Source organism: Vibrio sp. SCSIO 43009 (assembly GCF_023716525.1).
GTDB lineage: Bacteria > Pseudomonadota > Gammaproteobacteria > Enterobacterales > Vibrionaceae > Vibrio > Vibrio alginolyticus.
Genome location: NZ_CP071842.1, coordinates 456,936 through 481,832, shown reverse-complemented (window position 1 = coordinate 481,832; position 24,897 = coordinate 456,936). Strand labels below are relative to the sequence as shown.

The following is a 24,897-nucleotide window of genomic DNA, read 5'->3' as shown; positions in this document are numbered from 1 at the left end:
CGGGCTCTCTTAACTTTTGTCTTCGCCTTTTTAAAAAGGAAAAAACTAAATTTAAAGCCTGGCGATGTCCTACTCTCACATGGGGAAGCCCCACACTACCATCGGCGCTATTTCGTTTCACTTCTGAGTTCGGCATGGAAATCAGGTGGGTCCAAAACGCTATGGTCGCCAAGCAAATTCTTTAATTCGGAAAGCTGTTTTTTTAATTCTCGTTCTTACACATTCAATGTTCTTTCATTGAGTCCATCAAAACCCCTTGGGTGTTGTATGGTTAAGCCTCACGGGCAATTAGTACAGGTTAGCTCAACGCCTCACAACGCTTACACACCCTGCCTATCAACGTCGTAGTCTACGACAACCCTTTAGGATACTTAAAGTATCAGGGAGAACTCATCTCAAGGCTCGCTTCCCGCTTAGATGCTTTCAGCGGTTATCGATCCCGAACTTAGCTACCGGGCAATGCGTCTGGCGACACAACCCGAACACCAGAGGTTCGTCCACTCCGGTCCTCTCGTACTAGGAGCAGCCCCTTTCAATTCTCCAACGCCCACGGCAGATAGGGACCGAACTGTCTCACGACGTTCTAAACCCAGCTCGCGTACCACTTTAAATGGCGAACAGCCATACCCTTGGGACCGACTTCAGCCCCAGGATGTGATGAGCCGACATCGAGGTGCCAAACACCGCCGTCGATATGAACTCTTGGGCGGTATCAGCCTGTTATCCCCGGAGTACCTTTTATCCGTTGAGCGATGGCCCTTCCATTCAGAACCACCGGATCACTATGACCTGCTTTCGCACCTGCTCGAATTGTCATTCTCGCAGTCAAGCGGGCTTATGCCATTGCACTAACCTCACGATGTCCAACCGTGATTAGCCCACCTTCGTGCTCCTCCGTTACGCTTTGGGAGGAGACCGCCCCAGTCAAACTACCCACCAGGCACTGTCCGCAACCCCGATAAGGGGTCGACGTTAGAACATCAACACTACAAGGGTGGTATTTCAAGGACGGCTCCACGCAATCTAGCGACTGCGCTTCAAAGCCTCCCACCTATCCTACACATGTAGGGTCAATGTTCAGTGCCAAGCTGTAGTAAAGGTTCACGGGGTCTTTCCGTCTAGCCGCGGGTACACTGCATCTTCACAGCGATTTCAATTTCACTGAGTCTCGGGTGGAGACAGCGTGGCCATCATTACGCCATTCGTGCAGGTCGGAACTTACCCGACAAGGAATTTCGCTACCTTAGGACCGTTATAGTTACGGCCGCCGTTTACCGGGGCTTCGATCAAGAGCTTCGACCGAAGTCTAACCCCATCAATTAACCTTCCGGCACCGGGCAGGCGTCACACCGTATACGTCATCTTGCGATTTTGCACAGTGCTGTGTTTTTAATAAACAGTTGCAGCCACCTGGTATCTGCGACTCTCAATAGCTCCATCCGCGAGGGACTTCACCGTCGAGAGCGTACCTTCTCCCGAAGTTACGGTACCATTTTGCCTAGTTCCTTCACCCGAGTTCTCTCAAGCGCCTTGGTATTCTCTACCCGACCACCTGTGTCGGTTTGGGGTACGATTCCTTACAATCTGAAGCTTAGAGGCTTTTCCTGGAAGCATGGCATCAATGACTTCACACCGTAGATGCTCGACGTCGTGTCTCAGCCTTAGAAAGAGCCGGATTTACCTAACTCTTAAGCCTACGCACTTGAACCTGGACAACCGTCGCCAGGCCCACCTAGCCTTCTCCGTCCCCCCATCGCAATTGTAAGAAGTACGGGAATATTAACCCGTTTCCCATCGACTACGCCTTTCGGCCTCGCCTTAGGGGTCGACTTACCCTGCCCCGATTAACGTTGGACAGGAACCCTTGGTCTTCCGGCGAGGAGGTTTTTCACCCCCTTTATCGTTACTCATGTCAGCATTCGCACTTCTGATACGTCCAGCATGCGTTACCACACACCTTCAACCGCTTACAGAACGCTCCCCTACCCAATATACAAAAGTATATTGCCGCAGCTTCGGTTTACTACTTAGCCCCGTTACATCTTCCGCGCAGGCCGACTCGACCAGTGAGCTATTACGCTTTCTTTAAATGATGGCTGCTTCTAAGCCAACATCCTGGCTGTCTGAGCCTTCCCACATCGTTTCCCACTTAGTAGTAATTTGGGACCTTAGCTGGCGGTCTGGGTTGTTTCCCTCTCCACGACGGACGTTAGCACCCGCCGTGTGTCTCCCGGATAGTACTTACTGGTATTCGGAGTTTGCAAAGGGTTGGTAAGTCGGGATGACCCCCTAGCCTTAACAGTGCTCTACCCCCAGTAGTATTCGTCCGAGGCGCTACCTAAATAGCTTTCGGGGAGAACCAGCTATCTCCAGGTTTGATTGGCCTTTCACCCCTAGCCACAAGTCATCCGCTAATTTTTCAACATTAGTCGGTTCGGTCCTCCAGTTGATGTTACTCAACCTTCAACCTGCCCATGGCTAGATCACCTGGTTTCGGGTCTATATCCAGAGACTGAACGCCCAGTTAAGACTCGGTTTCCCTACGGCTCCCCTAGATGGTTAACCTTGCCACTGAATATAAGTCGCTGACCCATTATACAAAAGGTACGCAGTCACAGGACAAGCCTGCTCCTACTGCTTGTACGTACACGGTTTCAGGTTCTATTTCACTCCCCTCACAGGGGTTCTTTTCGCCTTTCCCTCACGGTACTGGTTCACTATCGGTCAGTCAGTAGTATTTAGCCTTGGAGGATGGTCCCCCCATATTCAGACAGGATATCACGTGTCCCGCCCTACTCGATTTCACTGAACACACGTCGTCAACTACGGGACTATCACCCTGTATCGTCGGCCTTTCCAGGCTGTTCGTCTAACGCGTGTAAAGCTTAAGGGCTAGTCCAATTTCGCTCGCCGCTACTTTCGGAATCTCGGTTGATTTCTTTTCCTCGGGGTACTTAGATGTTTCAGTTCCCCCGGTTCGCCCTGTTGAGCTATGTATTCACTCAACAGTAATACCTTATGGTATTGGGTTTCCCCATTCGGAAATCCCAGACTCAAATGGTTTTTACTACCTAATCTGGGCTTATCGCAAGTTAATACGTCCTTCATCGCCTCTGACTGCCAAGGCATCCACCGTGTACGCTTAGTCACTTAACCATACAACCCGAAGGAGTTTCGAGTTGATAATCAAATCACCAAAGTTGTCTCTCATTATTTGAATGAGCGAGAGACATTCGATTTTGCCGGACTCAATTTCGAATAATCACTTAAAAGTGAACCCAAGAACACTTGAATGTGTTTTTTGGTGTTTATCTTTCGATAAACATTGAGAACTTTACAAACAACAATAAATTGTTGTTTTGTCAGCTTTCCAAATTGTTAAAGAGCTAGATTTTCTGATGAAAACCATTTTTAAAGATTCTTTTTCAAGAACACTTAAAGATGGTGGAGCTATGCGGGATCGAACCGCAGACCTCCTGCGTGCAAGGCAGGCGCTCTCCCAGCTGAGCTATAGCCCCATCAAGGTGTCGATACTGTCGCCAATTCCTTGGGAAAGAAATTGGTGGGTCTGAGTGGACTCGAACCACCGACCTCTCGCTTATCAGGCGAACGCTCTAACCACCTGAGCTACAGACCCAGTATCGTCTCTTTACTTCATAAACCGTATCAATCTGTGTGAACACTCATCGCAATAATCATCGTTTAAGGAGGTGATCCAGCGCCAGGTTCCCCTAGCGCTACCTTGTTACGACTTCACCCCAGTCATGAACCACAAAGTGGTAAGCGTCCCCCCGAAGGTTAAACTACCTACTTCTTTTGCAGCCCACTCCCATGGTGTGACGGGCGGTGTGTACAAGGCCCGGGAACGTATTCACCGTGGCATTCTGATCCACGATTACTAGCGATTCCGACTTCATGGAGTCGAGTTGCAGACTCCAATCCGGACTACGACGCACTTTTTGGGATTCGCTCACTTTCGCAAGTTGGCCGCCCTCTGTATGCGCCATTGTAGCACGTGTGTAGCCCTACTCGTAAGGGCCATGATGACTTGACGTCGTCCCCACCTTCCTCCGGTTTATCACCGGCAGTCTCCCTGGAGTTCCCGACATTACTCGCTGGCAAACAAGGATAAGGGTTGCGCTCGTTGCGGGACTTAACCCAACATTTCACAACACGAGCTGACGACAGCCATGCAGCACCTGTCTCAGAGTTCCCGAAGGCACCAATCCATCTCTGGAAAGTTCTCTGGATGTCAAGAGTAGGTAAGGTTCTTCGCGTTGCATCGAATTAAACCACATGCTCCACCGCTTGTGCGGGCCCCCGTCAATTCATTTGAGTTTTAATCTTGCGACCGTACTCCCCAGGCGGTCTACTTAACGCGTTAGCTCCGAAAGCCACGGCTCAAGGCCACAACCTCCAAGTAGACATCGTTTACGGCGTGGACTACCAGGGTATCTAATCCTGTTTGCTCCCCACGCTTTCGCATCTGAGTGTCAGTATCTGTCCAGGGGGCCGCCTTCGCCACCGGTATTCCTTCAGATCTCTACGCATTTCACCGCTACACCTGAAATTCTACCCCCCTCTACAGTACTCTAGTCTGCCAGTTTCAAATGCTATTCCGAGGTTGAGCCCCGGGCTTTCACATCTGACTTAACAAACCACCTGCATGCGCTTTACGCCCAGTAATTCCGATTAACGCTCGCACCCTCCGTATTACCGCGGCTGCTGGCACGGAGTTAGCCGGTGCTTCTTCTGTCGCTAACGTCAAGTAATGCAGCTATTAACTACACCACCTTCCTCACGACTGAAAGTGCTTTACAACCCGAAGGCCTTCTTCACACACGCGGCATGGCTGCATCAGGCTTGCGCCCATTGTGCAATATTCCCCACTGCTGCCTCCCGTAGGAGTCTGGACCGTGTCTCAGTTCCAGTGTGGCTGATCATCCTCTCAGACCAGCTAGGGATCGTCGCCTTGGTGAGCCCTTACCTCACCAACTAGCTAATCCCACCTAGGCATATCCTGACGCGAGAGGCCCGAAGGTCCCCCTCTTTGGCCCGTAGGCATCATGCGGTATTAGCCATCGTTTCCAATGGTTATCCCCCACATCAGGGCAATTTCCTAGGCATTACTCACCCGTCCGCCGCTCGACGCCGTTATCGTTCCCCGAAGGTTCAGATAACTCGTTTCCGCTCGACTTGCATGTGTTAGGCCTGCCGCCAGCGTTCAATCTGAGCCATGATCAAACTCTTCAATTTAAGATTTTGTTCGGCTTAATGAATACTGAACATTACATAAAGTAATGTTTGAATTGACTGTGCTCTTATTGGTTTTTACTTTTGAAAAAGTAAAACAAAACAGCTCAAGGCTGCTTCCCAATTCGAATGGTCACTTCGTTTCATTGAAACCTAATTTGATACCGAGGTATCTAATTGGATTATCATCAACGAGTGCCCACACAGATTGATAGGTCTATATTGTTAAAGAGCTTGCTTTGCGAGAAGTTTTTCTCTCAAAGCGGAGGTGCATTCTAGCGATTTAGTTGTTAGTGTCAAACACTTTTTTAAACTAATTTTTTGTAGAAGCTTTTTACCTCTTCGACCCTGCTAAAGCCTTGTGGCGTCTGCCGTGTCGATGGATGCGCATTATAGGGAGAAGATTTTCTTTGGCAATACTAAAAGTGCATTTTTTCTAAAAAAACACGCCAAATGGATACTTTCCATCCAACCCTAAAATTACCCAGAAATAACACTCAGGATTTATACAATTTACCCACAAAAAGCTGTGGATAACTACTCATCACTATCAAAGAAATAAGAAATACGCGAACGCGGATTTAGATACTCTTCTACTTTATCCGGTAATTTTGACGGATGAATCGCGTTAACTATCTTTATATCTTTTGATGCAAGATCAATGATTGGCGCTTGCGTCCTTGGTACTGATGGATCGTAAACCAAGACATTCGGGAATAATAGATGCGATGCATTCACTGAGATAACCAGACCGACCATATTATTAGAAAGCTGAACTACGGTACCCGGAGGAAACACGCCCATAAACTTAATTAGGATGTTCAGGTTCTCTTCTTTATATAGGTGTTTACAGTTCTTATATAAATGAGAGAGTGCGGTATAAGGAATCTTTTGATCTGAGACTATCGGTGTATGACACAAGTTATCAAACGCATTGGCTACAGCAATAATTTGAGCAAACTCGTTGATCTCATCTCCTTTCAGGCCTTTAGGATAACCAGACCCATCTCTTAGCTCATGGTGCTGCGCAATCACAATTCTCGCGACTTCGGGAAAAGCCTCGATTTGACTCGCAAGATCGACGCCATATTTAGTATGCAACTTTAAGTAGTTGGTTTCTGGCTCTGTTAGAGGTAGTTGCTTTCTTAATATTGCAGTCGGGATTTTTATTTTCCCGATATCATGGAATAGTGCGGAAAAGGAAAGCTCTTTCAACTGTGCTGCTGAGTACCCTTTAGCACGGCCAATCATCATAGAGATAACAGCCACGTTCAATGAGTGGAAATAAATATCTTCAAACTCATTTTTTCCGTTCATCAGATGTAACGTAACATTATCATCGCACATTAACTTCTCGACGATATCTTCAATAAGAAGCTTTGCTTCATCAACTGCTGCTGTCGGACGGTTACGGATTTTAGTCATGACTGAACGCATACGTGCCAGAGAGCGCTCAAACTCTTTTTCACACTGAATCACGCGTCGACGGTATGCACTTAACTTTTCTATGCGGTTCTGTTTTTCTTGCCACATTTTTTGAGTTTCATGATCTAACGACGCTTCATTTGTTACTCTGTCAGCTTGTCTTTGATCAACAGGGAGTGGAACGGCATCGCTTTGCTCTGGATTAAAGTAAACGAACTTTACGCCGAGGTGGCGGATCATCTCGACTTGCTCTTGGTCTTTAATCTTAAAGCTATTGAGTAGAAAGGGGTGATCGTTCCACTTTAGCGGAAGACGGATATGTAATCCGGGTTGAATACGATCGACCGTTAGTTTAATGGCTGCCACTTATTCACTACTGATTTATATTTCTTAAGAGAGTTAGAATACTAGTAAATTTTGTGAATAAATTCATCAGTAACTATCAAAACATCAAACCGTTATTTCTAAGCGACTCACTTAGTTAGATAGAAGTAAGCTACTTTAAGGAGCGATCTGCTTTGCGTATTTTAAGCTTGGCCTCGAACACTGGCTTGTCTATTACTTCTTGATCTTTGACTAGCCCCATTAACGTTTGTACCGCTACACGGGCCATGTCACTGATAGGAAAGTGCACTGCTGATACTGTAGGGTAAAGACTTTCACAAAGATCAACACTGTCAAAGCTAGTTAATGAGATTTGCTCTGGTACAGAAATACTGTGCTCGTGTAAGTACTGCATTGCGCCAACCGTCATTTCTTCACTGCACGAAAAGACAGCCGTCACATCAGGGTGTCGTTGTAAAATTGCAGCCATTGCATCATAACCACTTTGCCGACCATAATTCCCTTCTTCACACCAGCTTTCATCAATATCTATACCAGCATCCTTCATTGCATCAATATACCCAAGCTTTCTCAATACACTGTTATGACGTTGGGATGGACCGGCAATACAAGCAATCTTTCGATGACCACCAGCTAAAAGGTGCTCAACGGCAATACGGCTTGCGTGATGATGGTTAAAGGTAACACAACGCTCTTCTATTCCTTCCACGTAGCGATCCAGGAGAACGAAAGGTGTTGGCTGTTTAGCTAATTCACGTAAGTCATCATCTGACAAATAACGACTATGAAGTACATAGCCGTCACAACGTAAATCATTAAAACGCTGAATTGCCTCTTTTTCACCTTGTGCAGAATGATGGCCTTGAGCTGTAATCAAAAACTTCTTATGAATATCCAGCTCGGTCTGAACCTGCTCCATCATCTCGCCAAAGAAGCCCCCCGTATAGTAAGTCACCAATAACCCAACCATATTACTGGATGAGGTTGCGAGTGAACGAGCAATTGCACTGGGACGATAATTCAATTGCGCCATAGCTTGCTCTACTTTTTTTCGAGTTTCCTCGCGAAATTTCCCCTCTCCATTAATAATTCGAGAAACGGTAGAGCGATTTACACCGGCGAGTTCGGCTACATCTTTAATCCTTGCCATAATGCTATTGGGTCCAACTGCAATTGTTATTAAATATTCGTTTGTATAGAACGGCTGCCAGCAATTCGTAAGGTGCTATAGGGGGCGAAGCTGGCAGCCTTTAATCATACACTGACCATTTGATTGGTAGAAACAAGCTCAGAGTAATCCGTGACAGTTATACCATGATGAGCTAACTGTTCTTTTAAAATGGGAGAGGTAAGAACTTGTAACTCTAGCTCTCGCTGAAGCGCATAACCACTCTTTAAGATAAGCGCTTGATCGGCCTCTGCCGGGTGGCACATCACCTCAACCAAGTCATAGTCAGCTTTTAAGCTCAATAGATGTGCCATTAAGCCATCCAAGCTCACTTTTTGATCATAAAACTCATCAGTAAAGATATACCTGATTGTCATCGATTCTTGACACAAGCCAGTGCCCCGCAGTGGCACTCGGTATTCATTCGCTACTTCTTTAATAACGGGCAAAATTTGAGGGTGAGTATGCGCGTGATGATGGCTATCTAAGTGGCTTAGCTCTAACCCAAGCGATAAAAAATGTTCCACCTGAGCTTTTGCTTCATCATAAACGACCTGAGTTTCGAAGTCCTGCTTACTCCAAAGTTCGTCATAGTTGATAAAGTGCGCTCGGCCGTTAGTCAAGTTACGATGCTTCGTTATAGGCACACCTGCTGTAAACCTAAGATGAACGCCAACTTTCAAGTCTGGATTATGGCGAGCTAGTTCTAAGGCATGTTGCTCAGCATCCATACCCACCATCATGGTGGTTGAATGAACCACACCTTGCTGGTGAGCTTTAACGATGCCGCTATTTACACCTCTCGTTAAACCAAAATCATCAGCATTAAAAATGACTTTCATCGGCGCCCTTCCTTAGTCTTACAACGTCGTTAGTTTAAATTGAGGTAAATACGGAGCGTTCACCGCCAGAATATCATCCAGGATTGACTTGGCGCGGCCAATGTCAGGCACCAATGGGTTATTGGTTAATGCCATAAGCGCCTTGTCATAATTACCTTCGACAGCAGCTTCTATTGTTAGCTGCTCATACGCTTTAACTTGATAGAGTAATCCTTTGATATTGTTTGACAACTCGCCAACCGCAAGAGGTTTCGCCCCCCAGCTACCAATCACCGCACTACATTCAATCACAGCATCGTCAGGTAGGCCGTTGATCGCTCCATTATTTAAAACGTTAACAACATGAATACTATTACGATTGTTATAAATTGAATCAACTAGGTTCAGTGATGCATCAGAATAATAAGCACCACCCCGCTCCTCTAACTCTTTCGGCTTATGATCGAGGGTAGGATCTTGATAGAGCTTAAATAGCGCATTTTCTGTTTCCATTACCTGCTCAGCACGAGTGCCTTTTTCATCGGCACTTTGTTTCTCTTCAGCAAGCATGGCATCAGTTTGGTAGAAGTAGCGATGATAAGGACATGGTATCGCCCCCAGTGCTTTTAGAAATGCAGGATCCCACGGCTCTTCCCAGATATTCTTCATACTGAAGTTGGCACCATCACCGACTTTCTCTAATACCGTTTGAGTAATATCTTCCCCATTGAGCCATGCTTTGTGTACCCACACGAGATGGTTTAACCCAGCAAACTCAAGTTGTAGCTCTTTTGGCTCGCACTCCATCATTTCTGCAATCATCATTTCCATTGAAACGGGCACATTGCATAAACCAATACTCTTTACTTTGGTGTACTTACTGACCGCTTCGGAAACTAAACCCGCTGGGTTGGTGAAATTGAGCATCCATGCGTTTGGAGCCAACTCTTCAATGTCTTTACAGATATCAAGAATGACCGGAATGGTTCGCAGTGCTTTAGCAAAACCACCAGGGCCCGTTGTTTCTTGGCCGATGACGTCGTACTTGATTGGGATTCGCTCATCGTTAGCGCGTGCAGCAAGGCCACCAACACGAAACTGCGTCATCACAAAATCCGCATCTTTTATCGCAGCACGGCGATCGAAACCGGCTTTTATCTCAATTTTTGCTCCGGATTTATCGACCATTCGCTGAGCCAATCCTTTGATGATCTCAAGCTTCTCAGCTCCTGACTCAATGTCCACAAAATGAATCTTCCTAACGGGTAAATATTCTAAGCGCTTAATAACCCCTTCAACCAATTCCGGGGTATAGCTACTACCACCGCCAATAATGGCAAGTTTGATCGCCTCTCTAGACATTTTCATCCCCCTTTATTTGTTCGAGATTTTTTTGTTCAGTGCGACGATTTCTACAGCCATCTCTTGAGCCAAAATCGTAGTCATTAGGTGATCTTGAGCATGCACCATCACTAACGTCATCGGGACTTTCCCTTCTCCCTGATCTTCTTCAATAAGCTGAGTCTGTATTAAGTGGGCTTTATTAATGCACTCTCTTGCTTGAGAGAGCTTCTCGTCAGCCGCTTCAAAATCTTGTTCTCGAGATAAACGCAATGCCTCGTAGCTTAAACTTCTGGCTTCACCAGCATTGCAAATGATCTCCATCACAACCAATTCTTGTTCCATCATTTTCTCTCCGAAAATCGGGCCGCGGTAATTGCGGCCCATTAAGCACAGTTAAGCAGTAACGCCTTCGCCTGACGGCTGCGTGTCACCTTTAGTTTCCTTCGTCGTTGGTAGTTCTTGCTCCAACATTTGCTTCTCAAACATTTTGAAGAATGGGAAGTAGATGATTAGATCAAGAATTAATAAACCAATGACGAGCAATACTGGCGCAAAGGTCCAACCGCTACCCCACGAAGCACCTATCAGTGCCGGTGTTGTCCAAGGTGTTGTAGCGACACCCATACCCACAAAGCCGACATGCACAGCAAAATACGCAATCGTAGCGTTGATGACTGGAGCGAAGACGAACGGGATAAACAAGGTCGGGTTCATCACAACTGGGCTACCGAAGATCACTGGTTCGTTGATTTGGAAAAAGCCAGGCACCGCACTCATTCGACCAATGCTCTTAAGGTGAACAGAACGGCTAAACGACATCAGCATAACAAGAGCAAGTGTTGCACCAGAGCCGCCAATAAAGATGTAAAAATCCCAGAACGGTTGAGTAAATACGTTTGGAATCGGTTCACCTGCAACAAAGGCTTCAATGTTGGCACCAATGTTGGTCAAAAAGATTGGAGAAAGCAGTCCAACAACAATTGCAGCACCATGAATACCCGCAAACCAAAGTAGCTGGCAAAGCAATAAAGCGCCAATAATGGCAGGCAATGAGTTAGACGCACTAATTAGCGGTTTAAAGATAGCCATAACAGCATCTGGAATCAGCATGTCGTACTGGGTTTGTACGAAAAGGCTAAGTGGATATAAGGTAATGAATATCGCTAAGACTGGTAGCAATACTTCAAATGATCGCGCAATCGCCGGTGGCACCTGCTCTGGCATGCGAATCGTAATATTGTGCTTTTTCATAAAACGGTAGAGCTCCACCGAGAAAAATGCACACATCACTGCGGTGAAGATCCCGGTTCCGCCCATGTGAGACATAGACAACGCGCCATCTTTAGCTGGGGCCGCAATGAGTAAAAAAGACATTAGTGACAATACAGCACTCGTGATCCCATCCATCTTGTAAGCCTTCGCTAAACTATAAGCAACGCCCAGCGAAACAAAAATGGTCATGATCCCCATCGACATGTTGTAGGGCATCATTATGGTATCAAAATGTGTAGTGGCGAAATCGAGCCAAATTCGACCAAAAGTAAAGGTTGTATCTTCGGCAAATGGGGGGAATGCAAAAATCAAAATGAAACTACCGACAATAATAAACGGCATTGCGACAATAAAACCGTCTCTCATTGCGCGAACATGGGGCTGATTCCCCACTTTAGCTGCTATAGGGGCTATATGCTTTTCGACTGCGCCTATAATTGCGTCATAAAGCTTCATAGAATCCATCCTTATTTTAGGCAAAAGAATCCCGCATCAAATATTTATATTTGATGTACAGTTATCTTTTTAATTTAAAACTATAGTTTAGTTAATTAATTCTAATGCTTGCTCTAGTACTTCTTCTCCCTTCATCATTCCATAATGCTGAGGAGAAATAGCATCAATGTTTTTACCATGCTCTTGCGCCGTTTTTCTTAGCTCTTCTAGCTGAAAACGTACTTGAGGCCCGAGAAGACAAACATCGTACTCTTTAATTACATCTTCAAACGCATTCACTGACATTGCATCAATTTTGCACTCAATTCCTTTATTTTCAGCAGCTTGCTCCATTTTCTTAACAAGCATACTGGTTGACATCCCTGCGCTACAGCATAAAAGGATCTTTTTCATAGCCTTACTCCCGTTGTGTAAATTTCAACCTGTAAAAACTGTAGCAAAAATAACCAAGACAAAAAAGCGCAACCGGTTGCATTATTCGTGAACACAATCCCAATTTAGAAAATACCACCTATTTTTTTGTAATTATTTAGGTCTAGGATAAAAGTCATAAAATAATTTAAGACATCACATTAAGTTTCAAATTATCAATATTTTACTACTGACAACGTCGTTATTAATTTCTTAAAAGGAATAGAGAATGAAATTTAATAAATTGGCTATTGCAGCGCTTGTAAGTGCCGCACTATCACAGCACTCATTTGCTCAAACCGACTCTAAAGGCACCATTTATCTAACGTTTGATGATGGACCAATCAATGCATCTATTGACGTTATTCAAGTACTTAACCAGGAAGATATCAAAGCGACGTTTTACTTTAATGCTTGGCATTTAGATGGAATTGGTGATGAGAATGAAGACCGTTCGCTAGAAGCCTTAAAGCTCGCATTAGACACTGGTCATATTGTCGCGAACCATAGTTACGATCATATGGTTCATAATTGCGTTGATGAGTTTGGACCGAACAGTGCTGCGGAGTGTAATGCGACCGGGGACCACCAGCTTAACTCGTATCAAGACCCTGTTTACGATGCCTCAATGTTTACGGAAAACTTATCTGTGTTAGCAAAGTATTTGCCGAACATTACAAGCTACCCGAACTACAAGGCAACAGAGTTTGCTAGACTGCCCTACACCAACGGTTGGCGCGTGACGAAAGACTTCAAAGCAGATGGGTTATGTGCCACGTCTGATGACCTGAAACCTTGGGAACCAGGATATGTATGCGATACATCCAACCCATCCAACAGTGTAAAAGCAGCTATCGAGGTTCAAAATATCCTAGCGAATAACGGCTATCAAACTCACGGTTGGGATGTGGACTGGGCACCTGAAAATTGGGGCATTGAAATGCCAGCAAACAGCCTTACAGAAGCAGAAGCATTTCTTGGATATGTGGATTCCGCGTTAAACACTTGTGCACCAACAACGATTAACCCGATCAACTCCAAAGCTCAAGAGTTCCCATGTGGTACACCTTTACACGCCGATAAAGTTATCGTTTTAACTCACGAGTTCCTATTTGAAGATGGTAAGCGTGGCATGGGGGCAACGCAAAACCTACCTAAGCTCGCTAAGTTTATACAGTTAGCAAAACAAGCGGGTTATGACTTCGACACAATGGATAACTACACACCGAACTGGCAAGTTGGTCATAACTACGACGCTGGCGATTACGTCTTACACCTAGGTACTGTATACCAGGCTGTAACAAACCATACTGCACAACAAGATTGGGCACCGTCTCCAACCTCTAGCCTCTGGACAAATGCGGACCCAGCCACTAACTGGACTCAGAATGTTTCCTATAAACAAGGTGATGTGGTGACTTATCAAGGTTTGCGTTATCTAGTTGATGTACCGCACGTGTCCCAAGCAGACTGGACTCCGAACACTCAAAATACCTTGTTCACAGCTCTATAGGCTGTTCCTACTATCACCATGTAGTAGTTTGCGCGAGGCATACCCCTCGCGCTTTTTTGTTTTGAAAATCCAGATACAACAAAGCCCCGACTTTCATCGAGGCTCTGTCTTAAAATATGGTACCGGTGGACGGAGTTGATTGGACTGGCATTCCTGCCGCCACCGCGAAGGCAACGCTAACTTTCTTTTGATATTTACGAACACCTAAAACGACGAAAGGCCGCTATAAAAGCGACCTTTCTAATATGGTACCGGTGGGCGGACTTGAACCGCCACGCCCGAAGGCAACGGATTTTGAATCCGTCGTGTATACCAATTTCACCACACCGGCATCTTTGGGCTATTGCCCTTTGATGGTTGGCATTATACGTAAGCTTTTGACCTGCGCAAGCAGAAATACCTTAAATAACTATCGTTTGCTGATAATTTCGCCACAAAGTGTGACAAAGCTGTACTCATAAGAAACGTACGCTCCATTTTCTACTACTCTTCCAGATGAAAATGAGTATACGAAACTCTTTTTAAGTTCTATTCACTGTAATATCAGAAACATAACCATTCCCAATGCTCGACAACGCATTATGGAGCATCTCTGCGGCATCTTCTGCTTGCATGAAGTGACTCGTGTCCATCGTATTGCCGCTTGTTTTCCAGAATTCCGTATCCATTCCACCAGGATAAACCGCGATAATTTTCATAGGTTTTCCTTTTAGCTCCAAACGAACCGACTCAATTAATCCTTTGATGGCCCATTTCACTGCACAATACGTAGACTCTTGCGCTTTAGGTTGTTGCGCGGCTGTGGACATGATCATGACCACTTTTATTGGATGATCTTTGTAACGCTTTACTAACTCTCTTAGCACATGAATCGCAGAATTCAGGTTGTTATCAATCAACTTTTGAATCTCTTTCGGCTCCTGCTCTTCCAGTAAGCCAAAATAACCACTTCCCGCACTATGAATGACCATTTCAGGGGACTGTTTCACCCCATCAAAGAGCTGTTTCACATTTTGGTGCAATGAGAGGTTGCAAGCTTGATAACCAACGTTATGAGAGAGTTGTTTTGCTAGTGCGGATAGTTTTTCTGTATTTCTTCCTATTACATACGTCTCTTTGCCTTCCGCATCATAACGCTTTGCTAGTTCCGCCCCTAAGCCGCTACTTGCACCTGTAATTACAATCATGCGCTACCTCTTTTCAATCACATACTTTTAATTCATCTATCAATTAAGGTAACAGAATCGTGGTAATTCACACCTCAAGAGCACCATTCTTTGAAGCAAGCAGCTTTCTTACTTTCGTGATGCATGAAATATCAAGCAGAACGACGGGCATTTAACCTATGCTTAAGCAAGAATAACTTTCTGAATTTTCTATCGACTTTCTAGTGAGAACTGAATAGGAGCAAAGAATGACTGGGTCAAAATGGCAGTGGTTACTGAAACAGATGACACGAAAACTGTGGGTCCGGACGTCACTCTACGCATTACTAGCTGTTGCTACCGCCTTAATGTCGATTGTTTTAAACCAGTTCATTACTCTGCCCCCTGCCATCAACGTCAGCAAGGATTTGTTGAACAACATATTAAATATCCTCGCAACCTCCATGCTTGCAGTGACTACATTCTCTCTCAATATTATGGTCTCAGCGTACAGTGCCGCTAGTGCAGGGGTAACGCCGCGAGCGACAAAACTGTTGATGGAAGACAGCACAACACAAAATGCCTTAGCAACCTTTCTTGGCTCTTTTCTATTTAGTTTGGTAGGAATTATCGCGCTAGGTATTGGGGCCTATCATCAACAAGCACAAATTTATCTATTCATCGTGACTATCGCCGTAATCGTGATGATCATACTCACTCTGCTACGTTGGATTCAGCACCTTTCCGTTCTAGGAAGGGTCAGTGAAACCACTTCATACGTAGAGCAAGCCTTGTTAGATGCGATAAGAAAACGGGGCAAAGAGCGCTGGCTAGGTGCTCACCCATGGAGCCACCCAGAGCATAAGCCCAGAGGAAGTAAACCTATTTTGAGCCAAGAAATTGGCTACTTACAGCATGTTGATATGCATCATCTCGATAGTATTGCTGAAGCAAACCAATGCACCATCTATCTTGAGCGACAACCGGGAAGTTTTGTGTACGTAGGTCAACCATTGGCTTGGGTTTGTGGAGAATTGCCAGACGAAAGCGAAGTAACGGCAGCCTTCACGATTCGAACGGAGCGTTCATATGATCAGGACCCTCGCTTTGGTTTAGTCGTTATGGCGGAAATCGCCTCACGAGCACTATCTCCGGCTGTAAATGATAATGGCACCGCAATTGACGTTCTTGGGCGTTCTGTACGAGCACTTTCATTATGGGGAGACCTACTCAGTGAGCCTCCTACCAAAACTCGATATCCTAGACTATTTGTGCCCGCATTGAGCTGCCAGGATTTGTTCGATGATGTCTTTTTGCCGATAGCACACGATGGTGCAGCGCAACTCCAAATACAGATTCGCCTACAAAAGGCCTTGCTAGCTCTCTCTAGTATGCACCCTAAGTTATTTTTGTCACCAGCAATCAAGCTGTCAGAAAAAGCTTTAGAGCTTTCATTAAGCCAACATTATACCGAAGATGAGAAACACCAACTCTCTCAACTATCTAATCTGGTCACAGACCAAAGAGCCAATGGTTAAGAGAGTCGAATTCAGTTGAAACATATTGCTGCACGGCCTCGTGTATCATGACATGTGCTGATAACGTAGGGCAGAAAAGTCACTTCGTTTATACACAATTAAAGACTCTGTGCGTTAGGTCTCTTTTCTCTTTGTGAGGGAATCTATATTCTGACGCACAATTTTTAAGGTAAGTGATGGAATAATGACAACGTCTACAACTCTTCCACCTGCTGGTCTCTTTCGTCGACTTGCAGCGTTGATTTACGACACATTGATTATTATCGCAATTGAAATGATGGCCGCAGGTATTGTTATGGCCGTTGTGTTTGCACTAAATGCAGCAGGATTGTTGAGCTATGGCGAGTACGCTGATGCCGCAGATATGCTCGGAAAGCACCCTGTATTGAGCCCTCTATTTACACTTTATCTTGCAGGTGTGTGGGTATATTTCTTTGTGTTCTTCTGGACGCGAGCAGGACAAACTCTTGGGATGCGCGCTTGGAAGCTTCGAGTTCGCAATGCCAAAGACGGAGCACCAATTACGGTAACTCAAGCTCTGATTCGTATTTCGACATCTGGCTTTGGCTTGGCAAATTTGACTGTACCGATTGATCCGAAGAAACGTGGTTTCCACGACATTTGGGCCAAAACAGAGGTTGTTGTATTACCTAAGGCAAATTAACTTGTCTAGGAACACAAAAAAGGAAGGCGTAATGCCTTCCTTTTACATTTGGTTCGGTAAAACTTGGTTTATTCGATGATGCTTCAGTTATAGCTTTCTTCGTAGCAGTGCAATCGCAATAGCTAAGAACACCAAACTCGGGGCCAAAGCACCAAACACTGGGGATATGCCATACACCAAGCTTAATGGACCAAAGAACTCACTGGATATGTAAAAAGTAAACCCGGCAACCACGCCCGACAATACCCTTGCCCCCATGGTCACGCTTCTGAGTGGACCGAAAACAAAAGATAGCGCCATTAACATCATCACAGCAATTGAAAGCGGCTGAGTCAACTTACGCCAAAACGCCAACTCATAGCGAGATGCATCTTGTTCCGATGCTTTTAGGTAAGTCACATAATCATACAAACCGCTCAGTGACAGTTCTTCTGGCTTCACGGTCACCACAGCTAGCTTATCCGGTGCCAAAGAGGTGTGCCACTCCATCTGTTCGATGTCTTGCTTTGAAATTACGTTTTCATTTTCCATGTCCGTAATTTGTACGTAGCGCATCAGCCAGTTGTTATCTTGTTGGTAGTCGACTTCTTCGGCGAAAATAACTTTTTGTAGATTCTTATCATCATCAAAACGCCACATATTTAAAGCATAAAGTTTGTCGTCTTCGACTTTACCTATAAAGATAAAGTCGTTTGCGTCACGAGCCCACACACCTGAGCGCACAGACACAATGCTACCACCTGATATCGCAAACGCACGTAAGTCACGGGCCATCTTCTGGGCCTCAGGAGCGCCCCATTGACCTAACGCCATAACGACAATCATGAGCGGGACGGCCGTTTTTAGTACCGATAACCCGATATCTAGCTTAGAGAAACCAGCAGCTTGCATCACCACCAGCTCAGAGCTTGAAGCCAACATACCTAAGCCGATCAGGGCACCGAGTAATGCCGCCATTGGAAAGAACATTTCGATATCACGCGGCACACTGAGTAACACAAAGTACAACGCATGAGTGAGGTCGTACACACCTCGCCCTACTTTACGTAGCTGTTCTACATATTTGATGATGCCCGATAAGCCAACAAACGTCGCTAAAACCAAGGCAGTGGTAGAGATGATGGTTCTACCGATGTAAAGGTCTAAGATTTTGAACACAGCTTACGCGAGCCTCTTCTTGCGGAATTTGTCTTTTATTCGTCTAGCAGCAACGCTGTCCATCATATTCGCCATGATAGCAACAATCAGCAACATCGCATTGATTGGCCACATACCAATAGCAGCCGGGATGTCACCATCTTCTAATGCAGATTTGGTTGCACTGATCGCCAAGAAATACGCTAGGTAGATCAGAATCGCAGGCCCCATTTTGGCAAACCGTCCCTGACGCGGATTCACCGCAGACAAAGGAATAACGAGCATTGTTAAGAGTGGAATACACACAAATAACGAAATTCGCCATTGTAGCTCCGCTTGCGCCTCTGGATCTGGGTGACCTATCAAGTCAACCGTTGGGTATGCTTCCCAGTCTCGCCCTTTCTTTTTGACCTCACGTTGGCCGATAACACCTTCGTATTCATCGAATTTCGTGATCATATATTCAACGCGAGTAGGCACACCTTCATAACGCGTACCTTCTTTCATAGTGATGATCTGACGACCGTCCGAAAGCTCTTTTACCTCACCAGAAGATGAGAACATCACACTCGGTAACACCGAATCTCGAGGGCGCATCTGCGCAACAAAAACGTTGCTCAAGGTATTGTCTTTAATGTCATCGATGAACACAACCGATGAACCGTCTGGTGTACCTTGGAACTGACCTTTTTTAAGTAGGTCAACGCTGTTTTCTGACGCTACCTGCTCATAAAGCTGCTCAACGCGGTCTTGAGACCACGGCGATAGCCACAACGCATTGAAAGCCGCCACCGCTGAAGTAATCAACGCTAGGTATAAGGCCGCTTGAACCAAGAATTTATTACCAATACCTGTCGCGTTCATTACGACAATTTCGCTCTCTGCATACAGACGACCAAATGTGATCAATATGCCGATATACAGACTTAAAGGCAGCATTAACAGACCCATTGCTGGCATGTTCAAACCAACAATCGAGAAAATCAATCCAGCAGGAATATCCCCATCAGAAGCATCAGCAAGAACACTTATGAATTTCTGGCTTACAAACACCAAAAAAAGTACGAAAAAAATCGCAAATTGGCTCTTGAGTGTTTCGCGGATCAAATATCTAACAATAATCACGCTGAAATTACCTATACAAAACTTGTTTTTTTGGTCGAATCACTATAGTTTCCCGTTGAACCATTTATTTTTTTAAAAATTATAAACTAGATGTTAGTCGCTTAATCAGCTCTGCATGTAAGCCTGGAGCTAAAATTCAACAAGTAAGCGATCATTATCTAACATTTAGAGCAATTTGTCTTCAGGATGTAGGAGTACGCATGGAGTTCAGTGTAAAAAGTGGCAGTCCAGAGAAACAACGTAGCGCATGTATCGTTGTTGGTGTGTTTGAACCACGTCGCCTTTCTCCAGTAGCCGAACAACTTGATAAAATCAGTGACGGTTACATCAGTTCACTACTTCGCCGTGGTGATCTAGAGGGTAAACCTGGTCAGATGCTGCTACTGCATCAAGTACCAGGTGTTTTGTCAGAGCGCGTTTTACTTGTCGGTTGCGGCAAAGAGCGTGAACTTGGCGAGCGCCAGTACAAGGAAATCATTCAAAAGACGATCAGCACACTTAACGAGACAGGCTCAATGGAAGCGGTATGTTTCCTAACTGAACTGCATGTTAAGGGTCGTGATACATACTGGAAAGTGCGCCAGGCTGTAGAAGCGACTAAAGATGGTCTATACACATTTAATCAATTCAAGAGCGTGAAACCTGAGACTCGCCGCCCACTGCGCAAGCTTGTTTTCAACGTACCAACGCGTCGTGAATTGAACTTGGGTGAAAAAGCAATCACTCATGGTCTTGCTATCGCATCAGGTGTCAAAGCCTCAAAAGACCTTGGCAACATGCCGCCAAACGTAGCTAATCCAGCTTACCTTGCTTCTCAAGCTCGTCGTCTAGCGGACGATTACGAAACCGTAACCACCAAAATTATTGGTGAGCAAGAGATGGAAAAACTGGGTATGACCTCTTACCTAGCAGTAGGCCGTGGTTCTAAAAACGAATCTATGATGTCTATCATCGAGTACAAAGGTAACCCTGACTCAGATGCAAAACCGATTGTGCTCGTAGGTAAAGGTCTAACCTTCGACTCAGGCGGTATCTCTCTAAAGCCGGGCGAAGGTATGGATGAGATGAAGTACGACATGTGTGGTGCGGCATCGGTATTCGGTACAATGAAAGCGCTAGCGAAGCTAAACCTACCAATCAACGTTATTGGTGTTCTAGCGGGCTGTGAAAACATGCCTGGCAGCAACGCTTACCGTCCAGGTGACATCCTAACGACCATGTCTGGTCAAACTGTAGAAGTTCTGAACACGGATGCTGAAGGCCGTCTTGTTCTTTGTGACGCACTGACTTACGTAGAGCGTTTCGAACCAGACTGCGTGGTTGACGTTGCAACGCTAACTGGTGCTTGTGTTATCGCACTAGGCCACCATATCAGCGGCGTAATCTCTAACCACAACCCTCTTTCTCATGAGCTAGTAAACGCTTCTGAGCAAGCTAGTGACCGTGCATGGCGTCTACCAATGGCAGACGAGTACCACGAACAGTTGAAAAGCCCGTTTGCGGATATGGCAAACATTGGTGGTCGCCCTGGTGGCACAATTACTGCGGGTTGCTTCTTATCTAAGTTCGCGAAGAAGTACAACTGGGCACACGTCGATATCGCAGGTACCGCGTGGAAATCAGGCGCAGCGAAAGGCTCAACGGGCCGTCCTGTCTCAATGCTTGTCCAATTCCTTTTGAACCGCAGCGGCCAAGAGACAGAAGAGTAATTTCTGAACAGAATCTAAAAGGGCCGCAAGGCCCTTTTTTATTATCCTAATTTTCTAAAATGAAAGTGGGACTTAAGATGGTCTTAGGAAGAGACCCAAGGCAAGTGAGAGAATGATGCAAACTGCAACCTTCTACATCATTAACGAAGAGAGCCCGCAAGCAACGGTGGCTGGCTTTGAAGAATACATCGTGTTTTTGGCTCAGCACTTTGCTCGCCAAGGCGCTAAAGTGTATTTAAACTGCCAAGACAAACCACACGCCGAGCAGCTCGCTGAAGCCTTTTGGCAAGTTGATGCAGACAAGTTCATGGCACATAACCTCGTAGGCGAGGGACCGAAATACGCCACCAATATTGAAATCGGCCATGAAGGTGTAAAACCTAATTGGAACCGTCAGCTGGTAATTAATTTGGCGGAAAATGAGACAACCTTTGCGAACAAGTTTGCTCAAGTGGTAGACTTCGTGCCCTGCGAAGAAAAAGCTAAACAACTCGCAAGAGAAAGATATAAAATTTACCGTCAAGCAGGTTACCAGCTGCAAACGATCGAAATTCAATATCCTTAACGGTCAATCCTTATAGTTAAGGCGATCTTGTTAAGATCCCTCACTTATAAAGATTGACTAAGATTCAACCATCAACGTATCCATTAAAAAGAGCGCTATGGAAAAGACATACAACCCAACTTCAATCGAACAAGCTCTGTATCAGACTTGGGAAGAGAAAGGCTACTTTAAGCCACACGGTGACACTACTAAAGAATCATACAGCATCATGATCCCGCCACCGAACGTCACTGGTAGCCTACACATGGGCCACGCGTTCCAAGATACGATCATGGATACGCTTATCCGTTGTGAACGTATGAAGGGTAAAAACACCCTTTGGCAAGTAGGTACTGACCACGCTGGTATCGCAACTCAGATGGTTGTTGAGCGTAAGATCGCTGCAGAAGAAGGCAAAACAAAAACACGATTACGGTCGTGAAGCTTTCATCGACAAAATCTGGGAATGGAAAGGCGAATCTGGCGGCACTATCACTAAGCAGCTTCGTCGTCTTGGCGCATCTGTAGACTGGGATCGTGAACGCTTTACGATGGACGATGGTCTATCTAACGCCGTTCAAGAAGTCTTCGTACGTCTATACGAAGACGATCTAATCTACCGCGGTAAGCGTCTGGTTAACTGGGATCCAAAGCTACACACAGCGATTTCAGATCTAGAAGTAGAGAACAAAGACACTAAAGGCCACATGTGGCACTTCCGCTACCCACTAGCAGATGGCGCTAGAACAGCCGATGGCAAAGACTACATCGTTGTTGCAACGACTCGTCCAGAGACCGTGCTAGGCGATACGGGTGTTGCAGTTAACCCAGAAGATCCACGTTACAAAGATCTTATCGGTAAAGAAATCATCCTTCCTATCGTTGATCGTCGCATCCCAATCGTGGGCGATGAGCACGCAGATATGGAAAAAGGTACTGGCTGTGTGAAAATCACACCTGCGCACGACTTCAACGACTACGAAGTAGGTAAGCGCCACCAGCTACCAATGATCAACATTCTGACTTTCGACGCAAACATCCGTGATGCTTCTGAAGTATTCAACACCAACGGCGAAGCAAGCGACGCTTACAGCACTGAGCTACCAGCTAAATACCACGGTATGGAGCGTTTTGCCGCTCGTAAAGCTATCGTTGCTGAATTCGACGAGCTAGGCCTACTTGAAGAAGTGAAAGATCACGATCTACAAGTTCCTTACGGCGACCGTGGTGGCGTGGTTATCGAACCAATGCTAACTGACCAATGGTACGTACGTACTGCGCCTCTAGCGAAAACTGCAGTTGAAGCAGTAGAAAACGGCGACATCCAATTTGTTCCTAAGCAGTACGAAAACATGTACTTCTCTTGGATGCGTGACGTTCAAGACTGGTGTATCTCTCGTCAGCTATGGTGGGGTCACCGCATCCCAGCTTGGTACGACAACCAAGGTAATGTTTACGTAGGTCGCACTGAAGAAGAAGTTCGTAAGAGCAACAACCTAGAGTCAGTCATTGAACTGCACCAAGACGAAGACGTACTGGATACGTGGTTCTCTTCTGCACTATGGACATTCGGTACTCAAGGTTGGCCAGAGCAAACTGACGACCTGAAAGTATTCCACCCTTCAGACGTTCTAGTAACTGGTTTCGACATCATCTTCTTCTGGGTTGCGCGCATGATCATGATGACCATGCACTTCGTGAAAGACGAAAACGGCAAACCACAAGTACCATTTAAGACGGTTTACGTTACTGGTCTAATCCGTGATGAAAACGGCGACAAGATGTCTAAGTCGAAAGGTAACGTCCTTGATCCAATCGACATGATCGATGGTATCGACCTAGAGTCTCTCGTAGAGAAGCGTTGTGGCAACATGATGCAGCCTCAACTAGCGAAGAAGATCGAGAAGAACACTCGTAAGACGTTTGAAAACGGTATCGAAGCATACGGTACAGACGCACTGCGTTTCACTCTTGCAGCAATGGCATCGACAGGTCGTGATATCAACTGGGATATGAAGCGTCTTGAGGGTTACCGTAACTTCTGTAACAAGCTATGGAACGCAAGCCGTTACGTAATGATGAACACAGAAGAGCAAGATTGTGGCTTCAACGGTGGTGAGATTGAATACTCACTAGCAGACAAGTGGATCGAGTCTCAGTTTGAACTAGCAGCGAAAGCGTTCAACAACCATATCGACAACTTCCGTCTAGATATGGCTGCGAACACGCTTTACGAATTCATCTGGAACCAATTCTGTGACTGGTACCTAGAGCTTACTAAGCCAGTTCTATGGAAAGGTACTGAAGCACAACAGCGTGGTACTCGTCGTACATTAATCACGGTTCTTGAGAAGACTCTACGTCTAGCTCACCCAGTGATTCCTTACATCACTGAAACTATCTGGCAAAGCATCAAGCCATTAGTTGAAGGTGTAGAAGGCGAGACAATCATGCTACAAACACTTCCTCAATTCGACGAAGCAAACTTCAACCAAGAAGCGCTAGATGATATCGAATGGGTGAAGGCGTTCATTACCAGCATCCGTAACCTACGTGCTGAATACGACATCAACCCTGGTAAGCCGCTTGACGTTATGCTGAAAGCAGCAAATGCAGAAGATGCCTCTCGTCTAGAAGCAAGCAAGCAAGTACTGATGTCACTAGCGAAGCTAGAAGCAGTACGCGTGCTTGAAACTGGCGAACAAACTCCTGCATGTGCGACAGCACTGGTTGGTAAGTCTGAGTTGATGATCCCAATGGCAGGTCTGATCGACAAAGATGCTGAGCTTGCTCGTCTAGATGGCGAAATCAAGAAGACTCACGGCGAAATCAAGCGTATCGAAGGCAAACTAGGTAACGAAGGCTTCGTAGCGAAAGCACCTGAAGCAGTTGTTGCTAAAGAGCGTGAGAAGCTTGAAGGCTACAAAGAGACACTAGCTAAGCTAGAAGAGCAGAAGACAACGATCGCTGCGCTTTAAGCCTCAGTGAAAGAGAAGAATTAACACTTCTCACTTTTGGTTCAAAGGT

General features: G+C 45.6%; 15 protein-coding genes, 3 tRNA genes, 3 rRNA genes and 1 pseudogene. 6 read left to right on the top strand and 16 right to left on the bottom strand.

What is annotated here, in order from left to right; genetic code table 11:
- Window positions 1-56: 56 nt before the first annotated feature.
- The 12 genes from rrf to J4N43_RS02190 form a co-directional block, all read right to left on the bottom strand.
- Window positions 57-173, bottom strand: a 5S ribosomal RNA gene (gene rrf / locus J4N43_RS02245).
- Between the two features lie 94 nt (window positions 174-267).
- Window positions 268-3,156 (bottom strand): 23S ribosomal RNA (locus J4N43_RS02240).
- Between the two features lie 286 nt (window positions 3,157-3,442).
- Window positions 3,443-3,518 (bottom strand) — tRNA-Ala (locus tag J4N43_RS02235).
- 42 nt (window positions 3,519-3,560) lie between these two features.
- Window positions 3,561-3,637, bottom strand: a tRNA-Ile gene (locus J4N43_RS02230).
- 66 nt (window positions 3,638-3,703) lie between these two features.
- Window positions 3,704-5,256: ribosomal RNA gene (locus J4N43_RS02225) — 16S ribosomal RNA — on the bottom strand.
- Together the 16S, 23S and 5S rRNA genes with 2 tRNA genes alongside form the textbook arrangement of a ribosomal RNA operon.
- Window positions 5,257-5,790: 534 nt before the next feature.
- Window positions 5,791-7,044 (bottom strand): cyclic di-GMP phosphodiesterase, encoded by a 1,254-nt coding sequence (locus J4N43_RS02220; protein WP_158159780.1) that lies wholly within the window; start codon window positions 7,042-7,044, stop codon window positions 5,791-5,793.
- Window positions 7,045-7,174: 130 nt separating this feature from the next.
- Window positions 7,175-8,173: a LacI family DNA-binding transcriptional regulator gene (locus J4N43_RS02215; RefSeq protein ID WP_005381031.1), complete on the bottom strand. Its 999-nt coding sequence runs from the start codon at window positions 8,171-8,173 to the stop codon at window positions 7,175-7,177.
- Window positions 8,174-8,277: 104 nt separating this feature from the next.
- Entirely contained in the window at window positions 8,278-9,033 is a 756-nt protein-coding gene (chbG, locus tag J4N43_RS02210; protein WP_138939840.1) for a chitin disaccharide deacetylase, read from the bottom strand.
- An 18-nt stretch (window positions 9,034-9,051) separates the two neighbouring features.
- Entirely contained in the window at window positions 9,052-10,374 is a 1,323-nt protein-coding gene (locus tag J4N43_RS02205) for a 6-phospho-beta-glucosidase (RefSeq protein WP_158159781.1), read from the bottom strand.
- 12 nt (window positions 10,375-10,386) lie between these two features.
- The gene (locus J4N43_RS02200; RefSeq protein WP_031777269.1) at window positions 10,387-10,698 is read right to left on the bottom strand and encodes a PTS lactose/cellobiose transporter subunit IIA; all 312 of its coding nucleotides are present in this window, start codon (window positions 10,696-10,698) and stop codon (window positions 10,387-10,389) included.
- A 51-nt stretch (window positions 10,699-10,749) separates the two neighbouring features.
- A complete protein-coding gene (locus tag J4N43_RS02195; protein WP_005381064.1) occupies window positions 10,750-12,084 on the bottom strand; it encodes a PTS sugar transporter subunit IIC in 1,335 nt (444 codons plus the stop codon).
- 87 nt (window positions 12,085-12,171) lie between these two features.
- Window positions 12,172-12,477 (bottom strand): PTS sugar transporter subunit IIB, encoded by a 306-nt coding sequence (locus tag J4N43_RS02190; RefSeq protein ID WP_020480920.1) that lies wholly within the window; start codon window positions 12,475-12,477, stop codon window positions 12,172-12,174.
- Window positions 12,478-12,724: 247 nt separating this feature from the next.
- Here J4N43_RS02190 and J4N43_RS02185 point away from each other — a divergent pair, with 247 nt between their 5' ends.
- A complete protein-coding gene (locus J4N43_RS02185; protein WP_017821842.1) occupies window positions 12,725-14,008 on the top strand; it encodes a polysaccharide deacetylase family protein in 1,284 nt (427 codons plus the stop codon).
- A 246-nt stretch (window positions 14,009-14,254) separates the two neighbouring features.
- Here J4N43_RS02185 and J4N43_RS02180 read toward each other — a convergent pair.
- Window positions 14,255-14,339 (bottom strand) — tRNA-Leu (locus J4N43_RS02180).
- A 190-nt stretch (window positions 14,340-14,529) separates the two neighbouring features.
- Entirely contained in the window at window positions 14,530-15,195 is a 666-nt protein-coding gene (locus J4N43_RS02175) for an SDR family NAD(P)-dependent oxidoreductase (protein WP_053303444.1), read from the bottom strand.
- A gap of 227 nt (window positions 15,196-15,422) precedes the next feature.
- Here J4N43_RS02175 and J4N43_RS02170 point away from each other — a divergent pair, with 227 nt between their 5' ends.
- Together J4N43_RS02170 and J4N43_RS02165 are read left to right on the top strand one after the other, a co-directional pair.
- Window positions 15,423-16,691, top strand: coding sequence for a DUF2254 domain-containing protein (locus J4N43_RS02170; RefSeq protein WP_017636178.1), 1,269 nt, complete (start codon window positions 15,423-15,425; stop codon window positions 16,689-16,691).
- A 184-nt stretch (window positions 16,692-16,875) separates the two neighbouring features.
- Complete coding sequence (locus J4N43_RS02165) at window positions 16,876-17,355, top strand: RDD family protein (protein ID WP_158159792.1); 480 nt, start codon at window positions 16,876-16,878, stop codon at window positions 17,353-17,355.
- A gap of 87 nt (window positions 17,356-17,442) precedes the next feature.
- On the opposite strand, the gene lptG is transcribed toward J4N43_RS02165, so the two are convergent.
- A complete protein-coding gene (gene lptG / locus J4N43_RS02160; RefSeq protein ID WP_005381071.1) occupies window positions 17,443-18,513 on the bottom strand; it encodes an LPS export ABC transporter permease LptG in 1,071 nt (356 codons plus the stop codon).
- Between the two features lie 3 nt (window positions 18,514-18,516).
- Complete coding sequence (gene lptF, locus J4N43_RS02155; RefSeq protein WP_005381072.1) at window positions 18,517-19,617, bottom strand: LPS export ABC transporter permease LptF; 1,101 nt, start codon at window positions 19,615-19,617, stop codon at window positions 18,517-18,519.
- A gap of 200 nt (window positions 19,618-19,817) precedes the next feature.
- On the opposite strand from lptF, the gene pepA reads away from it, so the two are divergent.
- The 3 genes and pseudogenes from pepA to J4N43_RS02140 all read left to right on the top strand — a co-directional run bounded on the left by pepA (window position 19,818) and on the right by J4N43_RS02140 (window position 24,848).
- On the top strand, window positions 19,818-21,326 hold the full coding sequence (gene pepA / locus J4N43_RS02150; RefSeq protein WP_005381073.1) for a leucyl aminopeptidase: 1,509 nt from the start codon (window positions 19,818-19,820) through the stop codon (window positions 21,324-21,326).
- Window positions 21,327-21,441: 115 nt separating this feature from the next.
- Window positions 21,442-21,891 (top strand): DNA polymerase III subunit chi, encoded by a 450-nt coding sequence (locus J4N43_RS02145; RefSeq protein ID WP_031777270.1) that lies wholly within the window; start codon window positions 21,442-21,444, stop codon window positions 21,889-21,891.
- A gap of 97 nt (window positions 21,892-21,988) precedes the next feature.
- Window positions 21,989-24,848 (top strand): annotated as a pseudogene (locus J4N43_RS02140) (valine--tRNA ligase).
- The last annotated feature ends 49 nt before the right edge of the window (window positions 24,849-24,897 follow it).

Bases quoted from the DNA above. Each gene is read 5' to 3' on its own strand.
- J4N43_RS02215 (WP_005381031.1), bottom strand. From the start codon at position 8,173: ATGGCAAGGATTAAAGATGTAGCCGAACTCGCCGGTGTAAATCGCTCT.
- chbG (WP_138939840.1), bottom strand. From the start codon at position 9,033: ATGAAAGTCATTTTTAATGCTGATGATTTTGGTTTAACGAGAGGTGTA.
- J4N43_RS02205 (WP_158159781.1), bottom strand. From the start codon at position 10,374: ATGTCTAGAGAGGCGATCAAACTTGCCATTATTGGCGGTGGTAGTAGC.
- J4N43_RS02200 (WP_031777269.1), bottom strand. From the start codon at position 10,698: ATGGAACAAGAATTGGTTGTGATGGAGATCATTTGCAATGCTGGTGAA.
- J4N43_RS02195 (WP_005381064.1), bottom strand. From the start codon at position 12,084: ATGAAGCTTTATGACGCAATTATAGGCGCAGTCGAAAAGCATATAGCC.
- J4N43_RS02190 (WP_020480920.1), bottom strand. From the start codon at position 12,477: ATGAAAAAGATCCTTTTATGCTGTAGCGCAGGGATGTCAACCAGTATG.
- J4N43_RS02185 (WP_017821842.1), top strand. From the start codon at position 12,725: ATGAAATTTAATAAATTGGCTATTGCAGCGCTTGTAAGTGCCGCACTA.
- J4N43_RS02175 (WP_053303444.1), bottom strand. From the start codon at position 15,195: ATGATTGTAATTACAGGTGCAAGTAGCGGCTTAGGGGCGGAACTAGCA.
- J4N43_RS02170 (WP_017636178.1), top strand. From the start codon at position 15,423: ATGACTGGGTCAAAATGGCAGTGGTTACTGAAACAGATGACACGAAAA.
- J4N43_RS02165 (WP_158159792.1), top strand. From the start codon at position 16,876: ATGACAACGTCTACAACTCTTCCACCTGCTGGTCTCTTTCGTCGACTT.
- pepA (WP_005381073.1), top strand. From the start codon at position 19,818: ATGGAGTTCAGTGTAAAAAGTGGCAGTCCAGAGAAACAACGTAGCGCA.
- J4N43_RS02145 (WP_031777270.1), top strand. From the start codon at position 21,442: ATGCAAACTGCAACCTTCTACATCATTAACGAAGAGAGCCCGCAAGCA.